The sequence below is a fragment of the Azospirillum sp. NS33 genome (assembly GCF_059703765.1).
The window spans coordinates 102,012-119,765 of sequence record NZ_BAAKJB010000023.1 but is presented as its reverse complement, the minus strand read 5'-3'; the positions used below and the strand labels follow the sequence as shown (position 1 = coordinate 119,765).

Sequence of the window (17,754 nt, the reverse complement as noted above, 5' to 3'; positions counted from 1 at the left end):
CGTGAGCGCCTTGGCCACCGCCAGCGGCTGCAGCTCCGCCTCGCTCTGCACCAGGATCGCCCGGTCCGCACCCATCGCCAGCGCCGTGCGCAGCGTCTCCTGGCACTGCGCGACCCCCAGGCTCACCGCGACCACCTCCGTCGCCGTGCCCCCCTCCTTCAGGCGCACCGCCTCCTCCACCGCGATCTCGTCGAACGGGTTCATCGAAAACTTCACGTTGGCCGTCTCGACGCCGGACCCGTCCGCCTTCACGCGGACCTTCACGTTGTAGTCGACCACCCGCTTCACGGGGACCAGGATTTTCATCTCGGGCTCTCTCCCTTTTCCGTTGGGGCGGCACGGGGCGCCGGCGGTGCCGGCCCCTGGGTCTTGCACCAGGGGCACCGCCCCGTGCCGCAAACTTATTGCGGCGCCAGCCGGACCGCGCCGTCGAGGCGCAGGGTGGTGCCGTTCAGCATGGGGTTCTGGACGATGTGCAGGGCCAGGGCGGCGAACTCCTCCGGGCGGCCCAGCCGGTGCGGGTGCAGGGTGCCGGCCACCAGCGACTCGTGGACCTCGGGCGGCATGCCCGCCATCATCGGCGTCTCGAACAGGCCGGGGGCGATGGCGACGACCCGCACCCCGCGCGGTGCGAACTCCCGCGCCGCCGGCAGGGTCAGGGCAGCCACCCCGCCCTTGGAGGCGGCGTAGGCGCATTGTCCGATCTGCCCCTCGAAGGCGGCGACGGAGGCGGTGTTGACGATCACGCCGCGCTCGCCGTCGGCCAGCGGGTCGAGGGCCAGCATCGCCTCGGCGGCCAGGCGCATCACGTTGAAGGTGCCGATCAGGTTGACGGTGACGACCTTGGAGAAGGTCTCCAGCGCCATCGGCCCCTTCTTGCCGACGACGCGGGCGCCGACCACGATGCCGGCGCAGCTCACCACCACGCGGGCCGGCCCGTGGGCGTCCCGCGCCCTGGCCAGCGCCGCCTGCACCGAGGCGGGCTCGGTGACGTCGCAGGCGACGGCGAGGCCGCCGATGGCCTCGGCGGTCGCCCTGGCCCCGTCCTCGTTGACGTCGAGCACGGTGACCTTGGCGCCGGCCGCGGCCAGCGCCCGGGCGGTCGCCGCGCCGAGGCCGGAGCCGCCGCCGGTCACCACGGCGGCGAGGGTGCTGATGTCCATGCGTCTCTCTCCCGATGTCGTCCTGTCCCCGCAGGGGAGGAGGTGTGTTGTCAGTCGAAGCTCAACTCGGTCGCCACCGGCGCGAACAGCGCGTCCACCTCCGCCGGGTCCACGGCCTCGACCGTGGCGTGGCGCCAGCGCGGGGCGTTGTCCTTGTCGACGATGACCGCCCGCACCCCCTCGCGCAGGTCGGGGTGCATGGCCGCCCGGGGCGCCATGCGGTACTCCAGGCGCATGGCCTCGTCGAACGCCAGCGCGCCGCCGCGGCGCAGCTGCTCGAAGGTCACCGCCATCGCCCAGGGCGACTTGGTGCGCAGGGTGGCCAGCGTCTCCGCCGCCCAGGGATCGTCGCTCGTCGCCAGCGCGGCCAGCACGGCGTGCAGCGTGTCGCCGGCGAACAGGGTGTCGATCAGCCCCCGCCGCGCGGCGATCGGGGCGTCGCCCGGCGGGCGGTGGTGGCGGTCGAGGACGGCCGCCACCGCGGCGTGGTCGGCGCGCCCCAGCGCCGCCAGGTCGGCCACCAGGGCCTCCAGCCCGGCCGCCGGAACGACGTGGGTCGAGACGCCGGCGTGGTGGGCGTCGGCGGTCTTCAGGCGGGCGCCGGTGAGGCCGAGATACACGCCGAGCCGGCCGGGGCAGCGCGGCAGGAAATGGGTGCCGCCGACGTCGGGGAAGAAGCCGATGCCGGTTTCCGGCATGGCGAACAGGGTGCGTTCGGTGGCCACCCGGAACGGGCCGTGCACCGAGAGCCCGACGCCGCCGCCCATGGTGATGCCGTCGATCAGCGCCACATAGGGCTTGGGGTAGGTGTGGATGAGGCGGTTGAGGCGGTATTCCTCGCCGAAGAAGGTCGCGATCCCGGCGCGGTCCCCGGCCGACGCCGCGTCGTAGAGGGCGCGGATGTCGCCGCCGGCGCAGAACGCCTTTTCGCCCGCCCCCTGGATGACCACGCACGCCACCGCCGGATCGCCGGCCCAGCGCCGCAGCGCCGGGTCGATCTGGCGGATCTGCTCCAGGGTCAGGGCGTTCAGCCCCTTGGGCCGGTTCAAGGTGATGCGTCCGACGGCGCCGACGGTGTCGAACAGGACGGTGGGTTCGCTCATCTCAGGTCGTGTCCCCGAATGTGGTCGCGTAGCGGTCGCGAAGCTGGTTCTTCTGCACCTTGCCCATGGCGTTGCGCGGCAGCTCGTCCACGAAGAACACGCGCTTGGGCACCTTGAAGTTGGCGAGCTGCTCCTTGCAGGCGGCGACCACCGCCGCCTCGTCGGGGCCTGGCGAGCCGGCCCGGCGCAGCACCACGGCGGCGACCGCCTCGCCGAAATCCGGATGGGGCAGGCCGACGACCGCCGATTCCACCACCCCGTCCAGCCCGTCGACCACCGTCTCCACCTCCTTGGGGTAGACGTTGAAGCCGCCGGAGATGATCAGGTCCTTGGCCCGGCCGACGATGTGGACATAGCCGCGCCCGTCGACCTTGCCGACGTCGCCGGTCACGAAGAATCCGTCGGGCCTGATCTCCTGGCGGGTCTTCTCCGGCATCCGCCAATAGCCGGAGAAGACGTTGGGCCCCTTCACCTCGATCACCCCGATGGCGTCGGTGCCCTGGGCCGTCCCGCTCTCCGGGTCGACGACGCGCAGCGACACGCCGGGCAGCGGGAAGCCGACGGTGCCGGCGATGCGCTCGCCGTCGAGCGGGTTGGAGGTGAGCATGCCGGTCTCGGTCATGCCGTAGCGCTCCAGGATCGCCTGGCCGGTGCGCTCCCGGAACGCGGCGTGGGTGTCGGCCAGCAGCGGCGCCGAGCCCGAGACGAAGAGGCGCATGTGCGCGGTGGCCTCCCGGGTCAGCCCGGGATGGGCCAGCAGACGGGTGTAGAAGGTCGGCACCCCCATCATCACCGTGGCGCGGGGCAGCAGCGCCAGCGCCAGGTCGGCGTCGAACTTCGCCACGAACAGCATGGAGGAGCCGTTCAGCAGCACGCAGTTGGTGGCGACGAACAGGCCGTGGGTGTGGAAGATCGGCAGGGCGTGGAGCAGCACGTCGTCCGGCTGGAATCCCCAGACGGCGTGCAGCACCAGGGCGTTGGAGCCGAGGTTGGCGTGGCTCAGCATGGCGCCCTTGGAGCGCCCGGTGGTGCCCGACGTGTAGAGGATGGCGGCGAGGTCGGCGGCGGCCCGCGGCACCGTCTCGAAATCCGGCGCGCAGCCCGCCGCGCGCTCTGCCAGGGTGCCGTCGCCGGCGGTGCCCAGGGTCAGCACATGGGCCACCCCGGCCTTGGCCGCGGTGTCGGCCAGCGCCGTGGCGCTGCCGGGCCGGCAGACGAAGACGCGGGGCTCGGCGTCGGTCAGGAAATACGCGATCTCGGCCCGGGTGTAGGCCGGGTTGAGCGGCAGGTAGACGCCGCCGGCGCGCACGGTGGCGAGGTAGAGGACGATGCTCTCCGCCGACTTCTCCACCTGCACCGCCACCCGGTCGCCCGGCGCCAGGCCAAGGTCGCACAGCAGCCGGGCCATGCGGGCCACCTGCTCCTCGAGGGCGCCATAGGTCAGGACCCGGCCGCCCTCCGTCTCCAGGAAGGGGCGCGACGGGTCGGCCGGGAAGCGTTGGCGGAACAGGTCGTACAGGTTCCCGCCGGGATAGGCGGCCAGGCTGTCGTCCATCGGAAGCGTCCTCTCGTGCGGCAGGTTCTTGTATTTGGATTTGGCTAGGGCTGTATACCGTCACCACCCATTATGGACACGAACTCGGTGAAGATGTCGATCTGGATGGTCACGTGGCGCCGCATGGCGGCGTAGGCCCGCTCCGGGTCGGCCGACAGCACCGCATCGACCACCGCCCCGTGCTCGTCGAAACTGTCGCCGACCCGCGCGGGGTGGTTGAGCTGGTAGCGCCGGTACGGGGCGAGCCGGGCGAACAGGCCGCGGGCGATCTCCTGCAGCGGCTCGTTGTGGCTGCCCGCCTGGATCGCCTCGTGGATGGCGCGGTTCTTGGCGTAGTAGGCGTCGAGGTCGTGCGCCTTCATGAACGCGCGGGACTCCTCGTGCAGGCGCGCCAGGGTGCGGCGCTCCTCCTGGGACATGCGGCGCGCGGCGTAGCGGGCGCACAGCCCTTCGATCTCCGACATCACCTCGAACATCTGGACCATGCGGTGCAGCTTGAGCGGCGCCACCACCGCGCCTTGGCGCGGCTGCTTCTCCACGAGCCCGGCGTGGACGAGCTGCAGGATGGCCTCGCGGATCGGCGTGCGGGAGATGTCGAAGCGCCGCGCCAGACTCTCCTCGTCGAGGCGGGTGCCGGGGCGCAGCCGGCCCAGGAAGATGTCCTCCTCGATGGCCCGCCGGACCTCCCCGGCCCGCGTGCCGCCCTTCCGCTCCTCGGACATCCGGTGCCTTTCCCGCTGCTCCCCCGCGCGTTTGCGGCGCGCATTTGAACACAACTCCGGCCATTCGTGTATACGGAATATGGACAGGACGCACGGGTTGTGTTACCCGTCGGGCCAAGAACCATACGGCACCGGACGGACGGGCCGGGCGCGACCGGGGAGGGGGCGATGGATTTCACGCTGTCCGAGGACCAGCAGGCGTTCCGCGACACCGCGCGGGCCTTCGCCGCGGCCGAGATGGCGCCCCACGCCGCGCGCTGGGACGAGCACGCCGAGTTTCCCGTCGACACGCTGCGCCAGGCGGCGGCGCTCGGCTTCGCCGGCATCTATGTGGGCGACGACGTCGGCGGCTCGGGCCTCGGCCGGGCCGACGCGGCGGTCATTTTCGAGGAGCTGGCCGCCGCCTGCCCGTCGACCGCGGCCTACATCTCCATCCACAACATGGCGTCGTGGATGATCGACCGCTTCGGCACCGCGGAGCAGCGCCGGCGCTGGCTGCCCGGGCTCACCGCCATGGAGCTCTTCGCCTCCTACTGCCTGACCGAGCCGGGTGCCGGCTCCGACGCGGCGTCGCTGACCACCCGGGCGGTGCGCGACGGCGACCACTACGTGCTGAACGGGACCAAGGCCTTCATCTCCGGCGGCGGCGTGTCGGACGTCTACGTGTGCATGGTGCGCACCGGCGGCGACGGACCCAGGGGCATCTCCTGCGTGGTGGTGGACAAGGGCACGCCCGGCCTGTCCTTCGGCAAGCAGGAGCACAAGCTGGGCTGGAAGAGCCAGCCCACCGCCGCCGTCATCTTCGAGGACTGCCGGGTGCCCGTGGCCAACCGCATCGGCGCCGAGGGTGAGGGCTTCGCCATCGCCATGAAGGGGCTGGACGGCGGGCGCCTCAACATCGGCGCCTGCTCGGTCGGCGGGGCGCGCGCCTGCCTGGAGCACGCCCTGGCCCACACCGCCGAGCGCCGGCAGTTCGGCAAGCCCCTCAACGCCTTCCAGGGCCTCCAGTTCAAGCTGGCGGACATGGCGACGGAGCTGGACGCGGCCCGCCTGATGCTGCACCGCGCCGCCGCCAGCCTGGACGCCGGGTCGCCCGAGGCGACCGCCCACTGCGCCATGGCCAAGCGCTTCGCCACCGATGTCGGCTTCCAGGTGGTGAACGAGGCGCTGCAACTCCACGGCGGCTACGGCTACGTCAAGGAGTACCCCATCGAGCGCTATTTCCGTGATCTGCGGGTTCACCAGATCCTGGAAGGCACCAACGAGATCATGCGCGTCATCATCGCCCGCCAGCTCACCGGCGGCTGACCGGCACCGCCGCCTTTTCGGGAGGAACAACCATGGCGACCATCGCCTTCATCGGTCTCGGCAACATGGGCGCGCCGATGATGCGCAACCTGCTGAAGGCCGGACACAGCGTCGCGGCCTTCGACCTGTCGGCCGCGGCGGTCGAGGCGGCGGTGGCCGCGGGCGCCACCGCTGCCGCCGATCCGGCCAGCGCCGCCGCGGGCGCCGACGTGGTGGTGACCATGCTGCCGGCCGGCCAGCACGTGCGCGCCGTCTACATGGGCGAGGGCGGGGTGATCACCACCGCCAAGCCCGGCAGCCTGTTCATCGACAGCTCGACCGTCGACGTGGCTTCGGCCCGCGCCGTGGCCGCGGCGGCCGAGGCGGCCGGCCACGCCATGGTCGACGCGCCGGTGTCCGGCGGCGTCGGCGGCGCCGAGGCGGCGTCGCTGACCTTCATGGTCGGCGGCTCGGAGACGGCGTTCCGCCGGGCCGAGCCGATCCTCCAGGCCATGGGCAAGGCGATCATCCACGCCGGCGGCCCCGGCAACGGCCAGGCCGCCAAGGTCTGCAACAACATGATCCTCGGCATCTCGATGGTCGGGGTGTGCGAGGCCTTCGCGCTGGCCGAGAAGCTGGGGCTGGAGGCGCAGACCCTGTTCGACATCTCCTCCAAGGCGTCGGGCCAGTGCTGGTCGCTGACCAGCTACTGCCCGGTGCCGGGGCCGGTGCCGACCTCGCCGGCCAACCGCGACTACGCCCCGGGCTTCGCCGCGGCGATGATGCTGAAGGACCTGAAGCTGGCGGTGGAGGCGGGGCAGACCGTCAACGCCCCGCTGCCGATGGGCTCCGAGGCGGCCCAGCTCTACGCCCTGTTCTGCGCGGGCGGCGGCGCCGGCGTGGACTTCTCCGGCATCATCCGCATGCTGCGGGGGAAGTGAGGGCGCGCGACCGGCGGCCTCCGTCAGGTCGCCGGGGCGACGAAGGCGGCCTGCAGTGCGCGGTCGAGGGTGACGAGATCGGCGCCCATCCGTCGCGCCAGCCACAGATAGGCGGCGTCATAGACGGTTAGACCGCTGCGTTCGGCCAGCAGGAGAACCTCGCTCGCCTCGACCTCGACGGTGTCGATGCCCATCCGGTTGAACTGGGCGTGGGCGTCGACCAGGGCGTCGCGCCGTTCGGGATGGCGGCGCATTTTCACGAGGGCGACGTTCGCCACCTCAAAGGCCAACAGGGGCGGCGCCAGCAGGCGGCGGTCTCTCAGCCGCACGGTGACGGCCGGGCCTTCGGGTTCGCCGAACAGGATAGCGGCTATGGCCGACGCGTCGACGACCTTAGCGTCCATCGCGGTCGGCGCGCACGATGTCCGCGGACTCTGCGGGGGTCTGCAGCCCGATGGCGCCGACATTGGACAGGATCTCGTCCGGCGTCAGCGGGCGGGCCGCCCGGGCGGCCTCCTCGATGATGGCCAGCAGTTCGCCTTGGAGGGAGCGGTGGTTCCGCTCGGCCCGCTGCCGCAGACGCCGGACCACGTCGTCCGGTGCGTTCTTGATGGACAGGGTGACGGGCATGGATGCCTCCATTGTGGCGCCATTTTGGAACTGAACAATAGAACGGCACGTCTGGCCGGACAAGAGCGGCCCGCAATCAACGGCGCTCCGTGCCCCCTCACGAATTCATCTGCATCAGCACGGCGTCGGAGACGCGGCCGCGGTAGCGGATGGTGCCGTCGTCGCCCAGGCACGCCCAGTCGCCGGTGAGGTAATAGCGCGGGCCGTGGCGGAAGCGGTGGGCGGTGCGCGAGGGGGAGTCGGCGTAGCCGTCGAACCAGAAGAGCGGCGAGGCGTCGCGGTCGATGGCGATCTCGCCCTCGCCGCCGACCGGGGCCTCGCGCCCGGCGGCGTCCAGCACGACGACGCGGTAGCCGGGCAGGGCGCTGCCCAGCGACCCGCCGCCGGCGTCGGGCGGCTGGCCGGGGTCGTAGCGGTTGACGATGAAGACCCCGGTCTCGCTCTGCCCGTACTGGTCGAACAGCGGCGTCTTCAGGGTGCCCGACGCCCATTCCACCAGATCCGCCGACAGCGGCTCGCCGACCGTGGAGAGCACGCGCAACGCCAGCTGCGCGGGGACCGCGGCGGGGTCGGCGTCGCGCAGCGCGCGCACCTGGGACGGCGCGGCGGTGAGGTTGGTGACGCCGTACTTGGTCAGCACCCGGTAGCTCTGGCGGGCGTCGTAGGGGCCGTCGCAGAAGATCGTCGTGCGCCCCAGCAGCAGCGGGCCCATCAGGCCGTAGAAGACGCCGTAGGCCCAGCCGGGATCGGCCATGTTCCAGTAGATGTCGTCGTCGCGCAGGTCGAGCCCGACCCGCATGTACTGCTCGACCCCGGCCAGCGCCCAGACGCTGACCGGGATGCCCAGCGGCGCCCGGTCGGTCTCGGGCGTGTAGATCAGCGCGAAGGGGTCGTCGACGCCGTAGCCGGCGACGCCGTCCAGCGGCGCCGCGTCGTGCAGCGCCGACCAGAAGGGCACGGCGTCGCCGCCGCCGCCGGGCGCGAAGGCCTCCTCGCTCTCCACCGTGATGACCGCGCGCCGCCCGGCCGGGTCCGCCGGGATCTTGTGGCGCAGGCTGTCGCGGGTCACGACAACCCGGGCGCCACCGGCGGCGAGGCGCACCGCCACCGCCGGCGGATCGAAGCTGCTGAACAGCGGCATGTAGACCGCCCCCAGCCGCCACGCCGCCACCGCGGTGATCAGCAGCTCCGGCCCCTTGGGGAGCAGCACCGCCACGCGGTCGCCCTTGGCGACGCCGAGACCCGCCAGCACCGTGGCAAGGCGCCGCGACTCGCGGGCCAGCCGGGCGAAGCTCAGCTCGGTGGTCTGGCCGGCCACGCTCTCGTGCAGCAGGGCGGCCCGCCCGCCGCGGCCCCGCACATGGCGGTCGCACAGCAGGGTCGCCACCGCCACCTCCTTGCCGCGGTATTCGGCGCGGGAGTAGGCGGACGCGCTGGCCTCCGGCGGCGCGGTGGCGCGGCCGCGCGCCGCCGCCACCCGCCCCAGCGCGGCCAGCTGCGGCCCCAGGTGGTAGCGCCGCGTCCCCGCGTCCTGCTCCATCAGCCCGTCGCGCACCAGGGCGGCCAGGATGCGGTGGGCGGTCGCCTTGGACAGGCCGGACACCGCCATCAGGTCGGCCAGCCGGGCGCCGGTCTGGCCCTGGGCGGCGACCGACCGCAGCAGGGTGATGGCGCGCTCCAGACTCTGGGTGCCGGCGCCGGCGGCGCGGGGGTCGGGCATCGTCAACTCATCCGTTGGCGCAGCAGATGGTCCATAATATGGACCGCCGAATGAAAAATCAGCCGAATTTGCATGCGGCCACGGAATATCAGTGTTGAAAGCGCCCGGATAACCGCTATACTGACGGTGTGTTGGCCTGACGAACGGTTCACATTGTGGACCTCGGCGCCAACCGGACGGCCGCCGGACCGGCCGCAACGACAAGCACGAACCAGGCACGACAAGAGGGAGACGACATGTCGGGCGCACCCGTCGCAACGCCACCGGACCGGTCCGGGGAGGCCGCCGGCACCCCGGTCCACGCCGCCACCGACGCCGGACCGATCTTCGAGGCGCGCAACGTCTCGCTGCGTTTCGGCGGGGTGCGGGCGCTGACCGAGGTCAGCTTCGCGATCAACCGCGGCGAGCTGTTCTCGATCATCGGCCCGAACGGGGCGGGCAAGACCTCGATGGTCAACTGCATCTCCGGGCGCTACCACCCGACCGAGGGGCGGGTGCTGTTCCAGGGCCGCGACGTCACGGACATGACGCCCAACCACCGGGCGGCGCTCGGCATCGGCCGCACCTTCCAGAACCTGGCGCTGTTCGGCCACATGACGGTGCTCGACAACATCATGGTCGGCCGCCACCACCTGCTGAAGAACAACTTCCTGACCGGCGCCCTCTACTGGTTCACCGGGGCCCGCAAGGAGGAGCTGGCGCACCGCCGCGAGGTCGAGGAGATCATCGACTTCCTGGAGATCCAGCACGTCCGCAAAGCGACCGCCGGCACCCTCTCCTACGGCCTGCGCAAGCGGGTCGAGCTGGCCCGCGCGGTGGCGCTGAAGCCCGACCTCATCCTGCTGGACGAGCCGATGGCCGGCATGAACCTGGAGGAGAAGGAGGACATGGCCCGCTACATCGTCGACCTCAACGAGGAGTGGGGCATGACGGTGGTGATGATCGAGCACGACATGGGCGTCGTCATGGACATCTCGCACCGCGTCATGGTGCTCGATTTCGGGCGCAAGATCGCCGAGGGGGTGCCGGACGCGGTGCTCGCCGATGCCCGCGTGCGCTCCGCCTACCTGGGCGAGGACGACGCCGAGCCGGCCCGGCAGGAGGTCGCGTGATGAGCACTCCCGGTCCCGCCCTTCCCGACCTCGACCGCCACGACACCCTGCCCAAGCTGCTGGCCCTGCACGCCCGCGAGCACGGCGGCGAGGTGGCGATGCGCGAGAAGGATTTCGGCATCTGGCGCCCGCTCACCTGGCGCCAGGTGGAGGCGCGCACCCGCGCCTTCGCCCTGGGCCTGCTGGAGCTGGGGGTGCAGCGCGGCGACGTGGTGGCGCTGATCGGCGACAACCGCCCGGACTGGGTGATGGGCGAGTTCGCGTCCCACGCCATCGGCGCCATGAGCCTGGGCATCTACCGCGACGCCATGGACGAGGAGGTGGCCTACCTCATCACCCACGCCGCGGTGTCCGTCGTCATCGCCGAGGACGAGGAGCAGGTGGACAAGCTGCTGAACCTCGCCGACCGCCTGCCCACGCTCACCCACATCATCTATTCCGACCCCCGCGGCATGCGCAAATACGACGATCCCCGGCTGATGGAGGCCGCCGCGCTGGTCCGCCTGGGCGAGGAGCGGCACCGCCGCGAGCCCGGCCTCTACGACGCCCGGGTGGCGGACGGCAAGGGCGAGGACGTGGCGATCCTGTGCACCACGTCGGGCACCACCGCCAACCCCAAGCTGGCGATGCTGCCGGCGGGCCGGCTGATCCGCCACTGCGCCAGCTACCTCAGCGTCGATCCCAAGGGCCCGCAGGACGAGTACGTCTCGGTGCTGCCGCTGTCGTGGATCATGGAGCAGGTGTACGCCGTGGGCATGGCCATGGTGTCGCGGATGCGCGTGAACTTCGTCGAGGAGGCCGAGACGATGATGAACGACTTCCGCGAGATCGGGCCGTCCTTCGTGCTGTTCGCGCCGCGCCTGTGGGAGTCGATCGCCGCCGACGTGCGCGCCCGCATCATGGACGCCTCACCCCTCAAGCAGCGGATGTACGAGCTGGGCATGAAGCTGGGGCTCGAGGCGCTGGCGCAGGGGCGCCGCTCCTGGCTGGCCGACCAGATCCTGTTCCGGGCGCTGCGCGACCGCCTGGGCTTCACCAACCTCACGTCGGCGGCCACCGGCGGCGCCGCGCTCGGCCCCGACACCTTCAAGTTCTTCCAGGCGCTGGGCGTGCCGCTGCGCCAGATCTACGGCCAGACCGAGACCATGGGCGCCTACACCGTGCACCGCGCCGGCGACGTCGACTTCGACACGGTCGGCGTGCCGTTCGACGCGGGCATCGAGGTGAAGGTCGAGAACCCCGACCAGAACGGCATCGGCGAGATCGTCACCCGCCATCCCAACATGTTCGCCGGCTACTACCGCAACGAGGCGTCGACGGCGGCCGACCTGCGCCAGGGCTGGATGCACACGGGCGACGCCGGCTTCTTCGACGCCAAGGGCCATCTCACCATCATCGACCGCATCAAGGACATCGCCACCACCGCCCGCGGCGACCGCTTCAGCCCGCAGTACATCGAGAACAAGCTGAAGTTCAGCCCCTACGTGGCGGAGGCGGTGATCCTCGGCGACGGCCGCGACTACCTCGCCGCCATGGTGTGCATCCGCTTCCCCATCGTCGCCAAATGGGCCGAGCGCAACCGCATCGCCTTCACCACCTACTCGGACCTGGCGGCCCGGCCGCAGGTCTACGAGCTGCTGCGCGGCGAGGTGGAGAGGGTCAACGCCACCCTGCCGGAGTTCCAGCGCGTTTCCAAGTTCCTGCTGCTCTACAAGGAGCTGGACGCCGACGACGGCGAGCTGACGCGCACCCGCAAGGTGCGGCGCGGCGTCATCGCCGAGAAGTACGGCGACATCATCGACGCCATCTACTCCGAACGGCCGGCGATCGACGTCGACACGACGATCACCTTCCAGGACGGCACCAAGCAGCGCATCCGCACCACCTTGAAGGTCGTCGACCTTCGCGCCCCCGAACCCCCGCCGGCGCGCGCCCAGCGCCCGGTGGCGGCCTGACCCGGCGGCTGGGAGCCAGACCCGATGAACTTCGAACTCCTGTTCCAACTGCTCGTCAACGGCGTGATCGTCGGCGCCCTCTACGGCGTCGTCGCCATGTCGTTCGTCCTGATCTACAAGGCCAGCCGCATCGTCAACTTCGCCCAGGGCGAGTTCCTGCTGATCGGCGCGTGGACCTGCTGGTGGCTGCTGACCTCGTGGGAGCTTCCCTTCTGGATGGGCTTCCCGATCACGCTGGTCTTCATGCTGGCGTTCGGGGTGCTGCTGCAGGTGGTGGTGCTGCGGCCGATGATCGGCGAGCCGATCATCTCCGTCATCATGGTGACGATCGGCCTGTCCATCGTCTTCCAGTCCCTGATGAAGTGGATGTTCGGCGTCTTCGCCAAGCCGTTCCCGCCGATCTTCGAGAGCCAGACCATGAGCGTGCTGGGCCTCGAGGTGCAGACGGTGTACGTGGCCAGCCTGGTGATCTCGCTGCTGATCATGGCCGGCTTCGGCTGGTTCTTCAAATACTCCAAGCTGGGCCTGGCCATGCGGGCCACCGCCTGGGACCAGCAGGTGGCGCAGTCCCTGGGCATCTCGGTGCGCCAGATGTTCGCCATGAGCTGGGCCATCTCGGCCATGGTGTCGGCGGTGGCCGGGGTCACCGTCGGCGTCGTCAACGGCGTGTCCTCGGCGCTGTCCTTCTTCGGCATCAAGGTGTTCCCGGCGGTCATCCTCGGCGGGCTGGACAGCATCGTCGGCGCGGTGATCGGCGGGCTGATCGTCGGCCTGCTGGAGAACGTCGCCCACTTCGTCGACAGCCAATGGCTGAACTGGGGCAACATGTACGAGGTCGCCCCCTTCTACGTCCTCATCATCATCCTGATGATCAAGCCGTACGGCCTCTTCGGCACCAAAGACATCGAGCGCGTGTGAGGAGGCGACACCCATGGCGACCACCACCCTCATCCCCTGCGGCGACTTCAAGACCAGCTACGCCAAGGACACCACCATCTTCCCGACGGTGACCAGCCGCAACGCGGTCATCCTCGGCGTTCTGGTCCTGCTGGCCGCCCCGCTGGCGTTCGACGCGTACTGGCTGAACCTGCTGATCCAGATCGGCTATCTCGGCATCGCGGCGCTCGGCCTCAACATCCTGGTCGGCTTCACCGGGCAGATCTCGATCGGCCACGCCGCCTTCTTCGGATTCGGCGCCTTCGCCTCGGCCTGGCTCTCCAACACGTACGGTGTCCCGGTGGCCCTGGCGATCCCGCTGGCCGGGGTGCTGACCACGGCGGTGGGCCTCGTCTTCGGCATCCCGGCGGCCCGCCTCAAGGGCCTCTACCTCGCCATCGCCACCCTGGCGGCCCAGTACATCCTGCAGGACTTCTTCGCCCGGGCCGGCTGGTTCACGGGCGGCGTGGCCGGCACCATCGCCGAGAGCTTCTCGCTGTTCGGCCACGCCTTCGACACCGACCAGTCCTACTTCTACGTGGTGCTGGCCTACGTGGTGGTGATGTACCTGCTGGCCACCAACCTGATGCGCTCGCGCGACGGCCGCGCCCTGGTGGCGGTGCGCGACCACTACCTCTCCGCCGAGATCATGGGCATCAACCTGACCAAGTACCGCACCATGTCCTTCGGCATCTCGGCCTTCTACGCCGGGATCGGCGGGGCGCTGTACGCGCACTACCTCCAGTTCGTGTCGGTGGAGGGGTTCACCATCCTCTTCTCGATCCAGTTCCTCGGCATGATCATCATCGGCGGGCTCGGCTCGATCATGGGCTCGCTGATGGGCACCGCCTTCATGGTGCTGCTGCCGGAGATCATGCAGGCGCTGACCGACCTGCTGTCGGGCACCGCCGTCGACCGTGCCCTCAACCTCAAGGACTCCGTGGCCTTCCTGCGCGAGATGGCCATCGGCGTCGTCATCATCCTCTTCCTGGTGTTCGAGCCCGACGGGCTGGCCCACCGCTGGAAGCAGATCAAGGCCTACTGGAAGCTCTACCCCTTCTCGCACTGACACCGCCACACCCAATGCCCATCACGAGGCATCACCCGGAGGAAACGAGATCATGACCATCAGGAAGTCCGCGCTGCTGGCCGGCGCCGCCATGCTCACCCTCTCCACCGCGGCGCTGGCCCAGGAGATCCCGGTCGGCCACCTCGCCGATTACTCCGGCGCCACCTCCGACGTCGGCCAGCCCTTCGGCCAGGGCGTCGCCGACGCGCTGGCCTACATCAACAGCCAGGGCGGCGTCGACGGCAAGACCCTGGACGTCGAGACGGTCGACTACTCCTACCAGGCGCCGCGCGCCATCAGCCAATACAAGAAGTGGGCCGGCGGCGGCGACAAGGTCGCGGCGATCCAGGGCTGGGGCACCGCCGACACCGAGGCGCTGACCGCCTTCGTCGCCAAGGACGAGATCCCCTACTACTCCGGCTCCTACTCCGGCCACCTCACCGACCCGACCGGCGAGGCCGGCCATGGCAAGGGCGCGCCCTACAACTTCTTCTACGGCCCGTCCTATTCCGACAGCCTGCGCGCCATGCTGATGTGGGCGGCCGAGGACTGGAAGCAGAAGGGCGGCCAGGGCGCGCCCAAATACGTCCACATGGGCGCCAACCATCCCTACCCGAACGCGCCCAAGGCAGCCGGCGAGGCGCTGGCCAAGGAGCTGGGCTTCGAGGTCCTGCCGGCGGTGACGTTCGCGCTGACGCCCGGCGACTACACCGCCCAGTGCCTGACCTTGAAGGACTCCGGCGCCAACTACGCCTACCTCGGCAACACCGCGGGCTCGAACATCTCGGTGCTCAAGGCCTGCGACACGGTGGGCGCCGACGTGCAGTTCCTGGGCAACGTCTGGGGCATGGACGAGAACGCCATGAAGGCGGCGGGCGAGGCGGCCGACGGCGTGGTGTTCCCGGTGCGCACCGCCAGCGTGTGGGACGGCGGGGTGCCCGGCATGAAGACCGTCCAGGCCATCTCCAAGATGTCCGACCCGTCGGGCGAGGCGTACCGGCCGGTGCACTACCTCTCCGGCATCTGCTCGGCCTTCTACATGAAAGAGGCGATGGAGTGGGCCGCCAAGAACGGCGGCGTCGACGGCCCGACCATCAAGCAGGGCATGTACCAGAAGGCCGACTGGGTGCCGGCCGGGCTGGACGGCGTGTGCGTGCCGTCGAGCTGGACCAAGTCCGACCACCGCGGCACCAACCTGGTCAACCTGTACCGGGCCCGGGTCACGGGTGCCACCGGCGGCTCCGTCGCCGAGCTGATGGGCAGCGGCGCCACGGCGCTGGAGAAGATCGCCACCATTGAGGTCCCGCGCAAGGCCGAGTGGCTGGGCTGGTAAGACCCGCCCGGGACGGGGCCGGCCGGCGCGCCGGCCGGCCCCGGTTCCACCCCATTTCCGTTCAGCACACCAGGTGCCGCATGATCGAAGCCGCCACCGCCACCGCCCCGTCCTCCGCGCCCACCACGACGCCGGCCAAGGCCCCGCTGTTGAGCGTCAACAACATCGAGGTCGTCTACAACGACGTCATCCTGGTGCTCCGCGGCCTCTCCCTGGAGGTCCCGGAGGGCGAGATCGTGGCCCTGCTGGGGGCCAACGGAGCGGGGAAATCAACCACGCTGAAGGCCATCTCGGGCCTCCTCAAGACCGAGGACGGCGAGGTCACGCGCGGCGACATCACCTTCGCCGGCGAGCGCATCAACGGCATCGACCCGGACCGCATCGTCGGGCGCGGCATCTTCCAGGTCATGGAGGGCCGCCGCATCATCGGCGACATGACCTGCCAGGAAAACCTGCGCCTGGGCGCCTTCACCCGCTCCGACGGCGGCGTGAAGAGCGACATCGAGATGGTCTACCACTACTTCCCGCGCCTCAAGGAGCGCACCGGCCTGGCCGGCTACCTCTCGGGCGGCGAGCAGCAGATGCTGGCCATCGGCCGGGCGATGATGGCGCGGCCCAAGCTGATCCTGATGGACGAGCCGTCGATGGGCCTGTCGCCGCTGATGGTGAAGGAGGTCTTCTCGATCATCCAGCAGATCAACCGCGACCTCGGCGTCACCATCCTCCTGGTCGAGCAGAACGCCCGCATGGCCCTGCAGGCCGCGGTGCGCGGTTACATCATGGAGAACGGCAAGGTCGTGCTGGACGGCACCGCCGACGAGCTGGCCAACAACGAGGACGTGAAGGAGTTCTACCTCGGCGGCGGCAGCGGGGAGCGCAAGAGCTTCAAGAACCTGAAGAGCTTCAAGCGCCGCAAGCGGTGGATCTGAGCGTTCGATCCCGTCCCCGGCGGCGCCGGCGGGGGGGAGAAGAAAGGGATGGACGGGGACTACCATGGGCGACTTCTACGACACCCTCGAGACGCGCGACCCCGGCGAGCGGGAGGCGGCGCTGTTCGCGGCCCTGCCGGGGCAGCTCGCCCACGCCAAGGCCGACGCGCCCTATTTCGCCGGCCTGCTGGCCGCGGTCGACCCGGCGGCGGTGCGCGACCGCGCCGCCCTGGCGGCGTTGCCGGTCACCCGCAAATCCGACCTGATCGCGCTGCAGAAGGAGGCGCCGCCGTTCGGCGGCCTGGTGGCGGTCGCCATCGGCAGCCTCGCCCGGGTGTTCGCCTCGCCCGGCCCGATCCACGACCCCGAGGCGCACGGCACCGACCCGTGGCGCACGGCGCGCGCCCTGTACGCGTCGGGCTTCCGCCGCGGCGACCTGGTGCAGAACTGCTTCGCCTACCACCTCACCCCGGCCGGGTCCATGTTCGAGACGGGGGCGCACGCCATCGGCTGCGCGGTCATCCCCGCCGGCACCGGCAACACCGAGATGCAGGCCCAGGTCGCCGCGGCGCTGCGCCCGCGCGGCTACATCGGCACGCCCGACTTCCTGAAGCTGATCCTGGAGAAGGCCGACGCCCTGGCGCTGGACGCGTCGTCGGTCGCCGTCGCCCACGTCACCGGCGGCCCCTTCCTGCCCGACGCCCGCGCCTTCTATGAGAGCCGCGGTGTCGACGTCTACCAGAGCTACGGCACCGCCGATCTCGGCATCGTCGCCTACGAGACCCAGGCGCGCGATGGGCTGGTGGTGGACGAGGGGGTGATCGTCGAGATCGTCCGCCCCGGCACCGGCGACCCGGTGCCCGACGGCGAGGTCGGGGAGGTGGTGGTCACCACCTTCAACCGCGCCTACCCGCTGGTCCGCTTCGCCACCGGCGACCTGTCGGCGGTGCGGGCGGGCCGGAGCGCCTGCGGGCGCACCAACATGCGCCTCAAGGGCTGGATGGGCCGGGCCGACCAGACCACCAAGATCAAGGGCATGTTCGTCCACCCCGGCCAGGTGGCCGAGGTGGTGCGCCGCCACCCGGAGATCGCCCGCGCCCGCCTGGTGGTCGGCCGGCTCGACGCCGGCGACACCATGACCCTGCGGTGCGAGGCGGCCGGCGGCGGTGGCGACGGTCTGGCCGTGGCGGTGCGTGACACGCTGGCATCCATCACCAAATTGAAGGGGGCGGTGGAGTTCGTCGCCCCCGGTGACCTGCCCAACGACGGCAAGGTCATCGAAGACGCCCGCGCCTGAGC

Annotated in this window: 17 protein-coding genes; 9 read left to right on the top strand and 8 right to left on the bottom strand. The window is 70.8% G+C overall.

Annotated elements, in window-relative coordinates:
• The 5 genes from AC6H2I_RS20120 to AC6H2I_RS20100 form a co-directional block, all read right to left on the bottom strand.
• On the bottom strand, positions 1-306 hold a 306-nt coding region (locus tag AC6H2I_RS20120; protein WP_497499010.1), incomplete at its 3' end, for an electron transfer flavoprotein subunit beta/FixA family protein.
• Between the two features lie 95 nt (positions 307-401).
• Positions 402-1,163 carry an SDR family NAD(P)-dependent oxidoreductase gene (locus AC6H2I_RS20115; RefSeq protein WP_497502480.1) on the bottom strand — a complete coding sequence of 254 codons (762 nt, stop codon included), beginning with the start codon at positions 1,161-1,163 and terminating at the stop codon, positions 402-404.
• Between the two features lie 50 nt (positions 1,164-1,213).
• A complete protein-coding gene (locus tag AC6H2I_RS20110; RefSeq protein ID WP_497502478.1) occupies positions 1,214-2,266 on the bottom strand; it encodes an enoyl-CoA hydratase/isomerase family protein in 1,053 nt (350 codons plus the stop codon).
• Between the two features lies 1 nt (position 2,267).
• On the bottom strand, positions 2,268-3,821 hold the full coding sequence (locus AC6H2I_RS20105) for a malonate--CoA ligase (RefSeq protein WP_497502476.1): 1,554 nt from the start codon (positions 3,819-3,821) through the stop codon (positions 2,268-2,270).
• Between the two features lie 44 nt (positions 3,822-3,865).
• The gene (locus AC6H2I_RS20100; protein WP_497502475.1) at positions 3,866-4,543 is read right to left on the bottom strand and encodes a GntR family transcriptional regulator; all 678 of its coding nucleotides are present in this window, start codon (positions 4,541-4,543) and stop codon (positions 3,866-3,868) included.
• A 168-nt stretch (positions 4,544-4,711) separates the two neighbouring features.
• Between AC6H2I_RS20100 and AC6H2I_RS20095 the strand changes: the two genes are divergently transcribed.
• Together AC6H2I_RS20095 and mmsB are read left to right on the top strand one after the other, a co-directional pair.
• Positions 4,712-5,851, top strand: coding sequence for an acyl-CoA dehydrogenase family protein (locus AC6H2I_RS20095; RefSeq protein WP_497502474.1), 1,140 nt, complete (start codon positions 4,712-4,714; stop codon positions 5,849-5,851).
• A 32-nt stretch (positions 5,852-5,883) separates the two neighbouring features.
• Positions 5,884-6,771: a 3-hydroxyisobutyrate dehydrogenase gene (gene mmsB / locus AC6H2I_RS20090; protein WP_497502473.1), complete on the top strand. Its 888-nt coding sequence runs from the start codon at positions 5,884-5,886 to the stop codon at positions 6,769-6,771.
• Positions 6,772-6,794: 23 nt separating this feature from the next.
• On the opposite strand, the gene AC6H2I_RS20085 is transcribed toward mmsB, so the two are convergent.
• The 3 genes from AC6H2I_RS20085 to AC6H2I_RS20075 form a co-directional block, all read right to left on the bottom strand.
• A complete protein-coding gene (locus AC6H2I_RS20085) occupies positions 6,795-7,175 on the bottom strand; it encodes a type II toxin-antitoxin system VapC family toxin (protein WP_497502472.1) in 381 nt (126 codons plus the stop codon).
• Entirely contained in the window at positions 7,165-7,401 is a 237-nt protein-coding gene (locus AC6H2I_RS20080; RefSeq protein WP_497502471.1) for a FitA-like ribbon-helix-helix domain-containing protein, read from the bottom strand. The genes AC6H2I_RS20085 and AC6H2I_RS20080 overlap by 11 nt, the downstream gene beginning before the upstream one ends.
• A 97-nt stretch (positions 7,402-7,498) precedes the next feature.
• Positions 7,499-9,121: an AMP-binding protein gene (locus AC6H2I_RS20075; protein ID WP_497502470.1), complete on the bottom strand. Its 1,623-nt coding sequence runs from the start codon at positions 9,119-9,121 to the stop codon at positions 7,499-7,501.
• A 236-nt stretch (positions 9,122-9,357) separates the two neighbouring features.
• Between AC6H2I_RS20075 and AC6H2I_RS20070 the strand changes: the two genes are divergently transcribed.
• The 7 genes from AC6H2I_RS20070 to AC6H2I_RS20040 all read left to right on the top strand — a co-directional run bounded on the left by AC6H2I_RS20070 (position 9,358) and on the right by AC6H2I_RS20040 (position 17,752).
• Positions 9,358-10,233, top strand: coding sequence for an ABC transporter ATP-binding protein (locus AC6H2I_RS20070; protein ID WP_497502469.1), 876 nt, complete (start codon positions 9,358-9,360; stop codon positions 10,231-10,233).
• On the top strand, positions 10,233-12,188 hold the full coding sequence (locus AC6H2I_RS20065) for a long-chain fatty acid--CoA ligase (RefSeq protein ID WP_497502468.1): 1,956 nt from the start codon (positions 10,233-10,235) through the stop codon (positions 12,186-12,188). Before AC6H2I_RS20070 ends, AC6H2I_RS20065 begins: the two co-directional genes overlap by 1 nt.
• Positions 12,189-12,212: 24 nt before the next feature.
• The gene (locus tag AC6H2I_RS20060) at positions 12,213-13,106 is read left to right on the top strand and encodes a branched-chain amino acid ABC transporter permease (RefSeq protein WP_497502467.1); all 894 of its coding nucleotides are present in this window, start codon (positions 12,213-12,215) and stop codon (positions 13,104-13,106) included.
• Between the two features lie 13 nt (positions 13,107-13,119).
• Positions 13,120-14,193, top strand: a complete 1,074-nt coding sequence (locus AC6H2I_RS20055) for a branched-chain amino acid ABC transporter permease (protein ID WP_497502466.1) — start codon at positions 13,120-13,122, stop codon at positions 14,191-14,193.
• A gap of 52 nt (positions 14,194-14,245) precedes the next feature.
• Complete coding sequence (locus tag AC6H2I_RS20050; protein WP_497502465.1) at positions 14,246-15,526, top strand: ABC transporter substrate-binding protein; 1,281 nt, start codon at positions 14,246-14,248, stop codon at positions 15,524-15,526.
• An 80-nt stretch (positions 15,527-15,606) separates the two neighbouring features.
• Positions 15,607-16,455 carry an ABC transporter ATP-binding protein gene (locus AC6H2I_RS20045; protein WP_497502464.1) on the top strand — a complete coding sequence of 283 codons (849 nt, stop codon included), beginning with the start codon at positions 15,607-15,609 and terminating at the stop codon, positions 16,453-16,455.
• 64 nt (positions 16,456-16,519) lie between these two features.
• Positions 16,520-17,752, top strand: coding sequence for a phenylacetate--CoA ligase family protein (locus AC6H2I_RS20040; RefSeq protein ID WP_497502463.1), 1,233 nt, complete (start codon positions 16,520-16,522; stop codon positions 17,750-17,752).
• The last annotated feature ends 2 nt before the right edge of the window (positions 17,753-17,754 follow it).

Excerpts from the sequence above, each read along its gene's own strand:
- AC6H2I_RS20040 (WP_497502463.1), top strand. The coding sequence starts at position 16,520 with ATGGGCGACTTCTACGACACCCTCGAGACGCGCGACCCCGGCGAGCGG.
- AC6H2I_RS20100 (WP_497502475.1), bottom strand. The coding sequence starts at position 4,543 with ATGTCCGAGGAGCGGAAGGGCGGCACGCGGGCCGGGGAGGTCCGGCGG.
- AC6H2I_RS20065 (WP_497502468.1), top strand. The coding sequence starts at position 10,233 with ATGAGCACTCCCGGTCCCGCCCTTCCCGACCTCGACCGCCACGACACC.
- mmsB (WP_497502473.1), top strand. The coding sequence starts at position 5,884 with ATGGCGACCATCGCCTTCATCGGTCTCGGCAACATGGGCGCGCCGATG.
- AC6H2I_RS20110 (WP_497502478.1), bottom strand. The coding sequence starts at position 2,266 with ATGAGCGAACCCACCGTCCTGTTCGACACCGTCGGCGCCGTCGGACGC.
- AC6H2I_RS20045 (WP_497502464.1), top strand. The coding sequence starts at position 15,607 with ATGATCGAAGCCGCCACCGCCACCGCCCCGTCCTCCGCGCCCACCACG.
- AC6H2I_RS20085 (WP_497502472.1), bottom strand. The coding sequence starts at position 7,175 with ATGGACGCTAAGGTCGTCGACGCGTCGGCCATAGCCGCTATCCTGTTC.
- AC6H2I_RS20055 (WP_497502466.1), top strand. The coding sequence starts at position 13,120 with ATGGCGACCACCACCCTCATCCCCTGCGGCGACTTCAAGACCAGCTAC.
- AC6H2I_RS20095 (WP_497502474.1), top strand. The coding sequence starts at position 4,712 with ATGGATTTCACGCTGTCCGAGGACCAGCAGGCGTTCCGCGACACCGCG.
- AC6H2I_RS20075 (WP_497502470.1), bottom strand. The coding sequence starts at position 9,121 with ATGCCCGACCCCCGCGCCGCCGGCGCCGGCACCCAGAGTCTGGAGCGC.
- AC6H2I_RS20070 (WP_497502469.1), top strand. The coding sequence starts at position 9,358 with ATGTCGGGCGCACCCGTCGCAACGCCACCGGACCGGTCCGGGGAGGCC.
- AC6H2I_RS20115 (WP_497502480.1), bottom strand. The coding sequence starts at position 1,163 with ATGGACATCAGCACCCTCGCCGCCGTGGTGACCGGCGGCGGCTCCGGC.
- AC6H2I_RS20050 (WP_497502465.1), top strand. The coding sequence starts at position 14,246 with ATGACCATCAGGAAGTCCGCGCTGCTGGCCGGCGCCGCCATGCTCACC.
- AC6H2I_RS20080 (WP_497502471.1), bottom strand. The coding sequence starts at position 7,401 with ATGCCCGTCACCCTGTCCATCAAGAACGCACCGGACGACGTGGTCCGG.
- AC6H2I_RS20105 (WP_497502476.1), bottom strand. The coding sequence starts at position 3,821 with ATGGACGACAGCCTGGCCGCCTATCCCGGCGGGAACCTGTACGACCTG.
- AC6H2I_RS20060 (WP_497502467.1), top strand. The coding sequence starts at position 12,213 with ATGAACTTCGAACTCCTGTTCCAACTGCTCGTCAACGGCGTGATCGTC.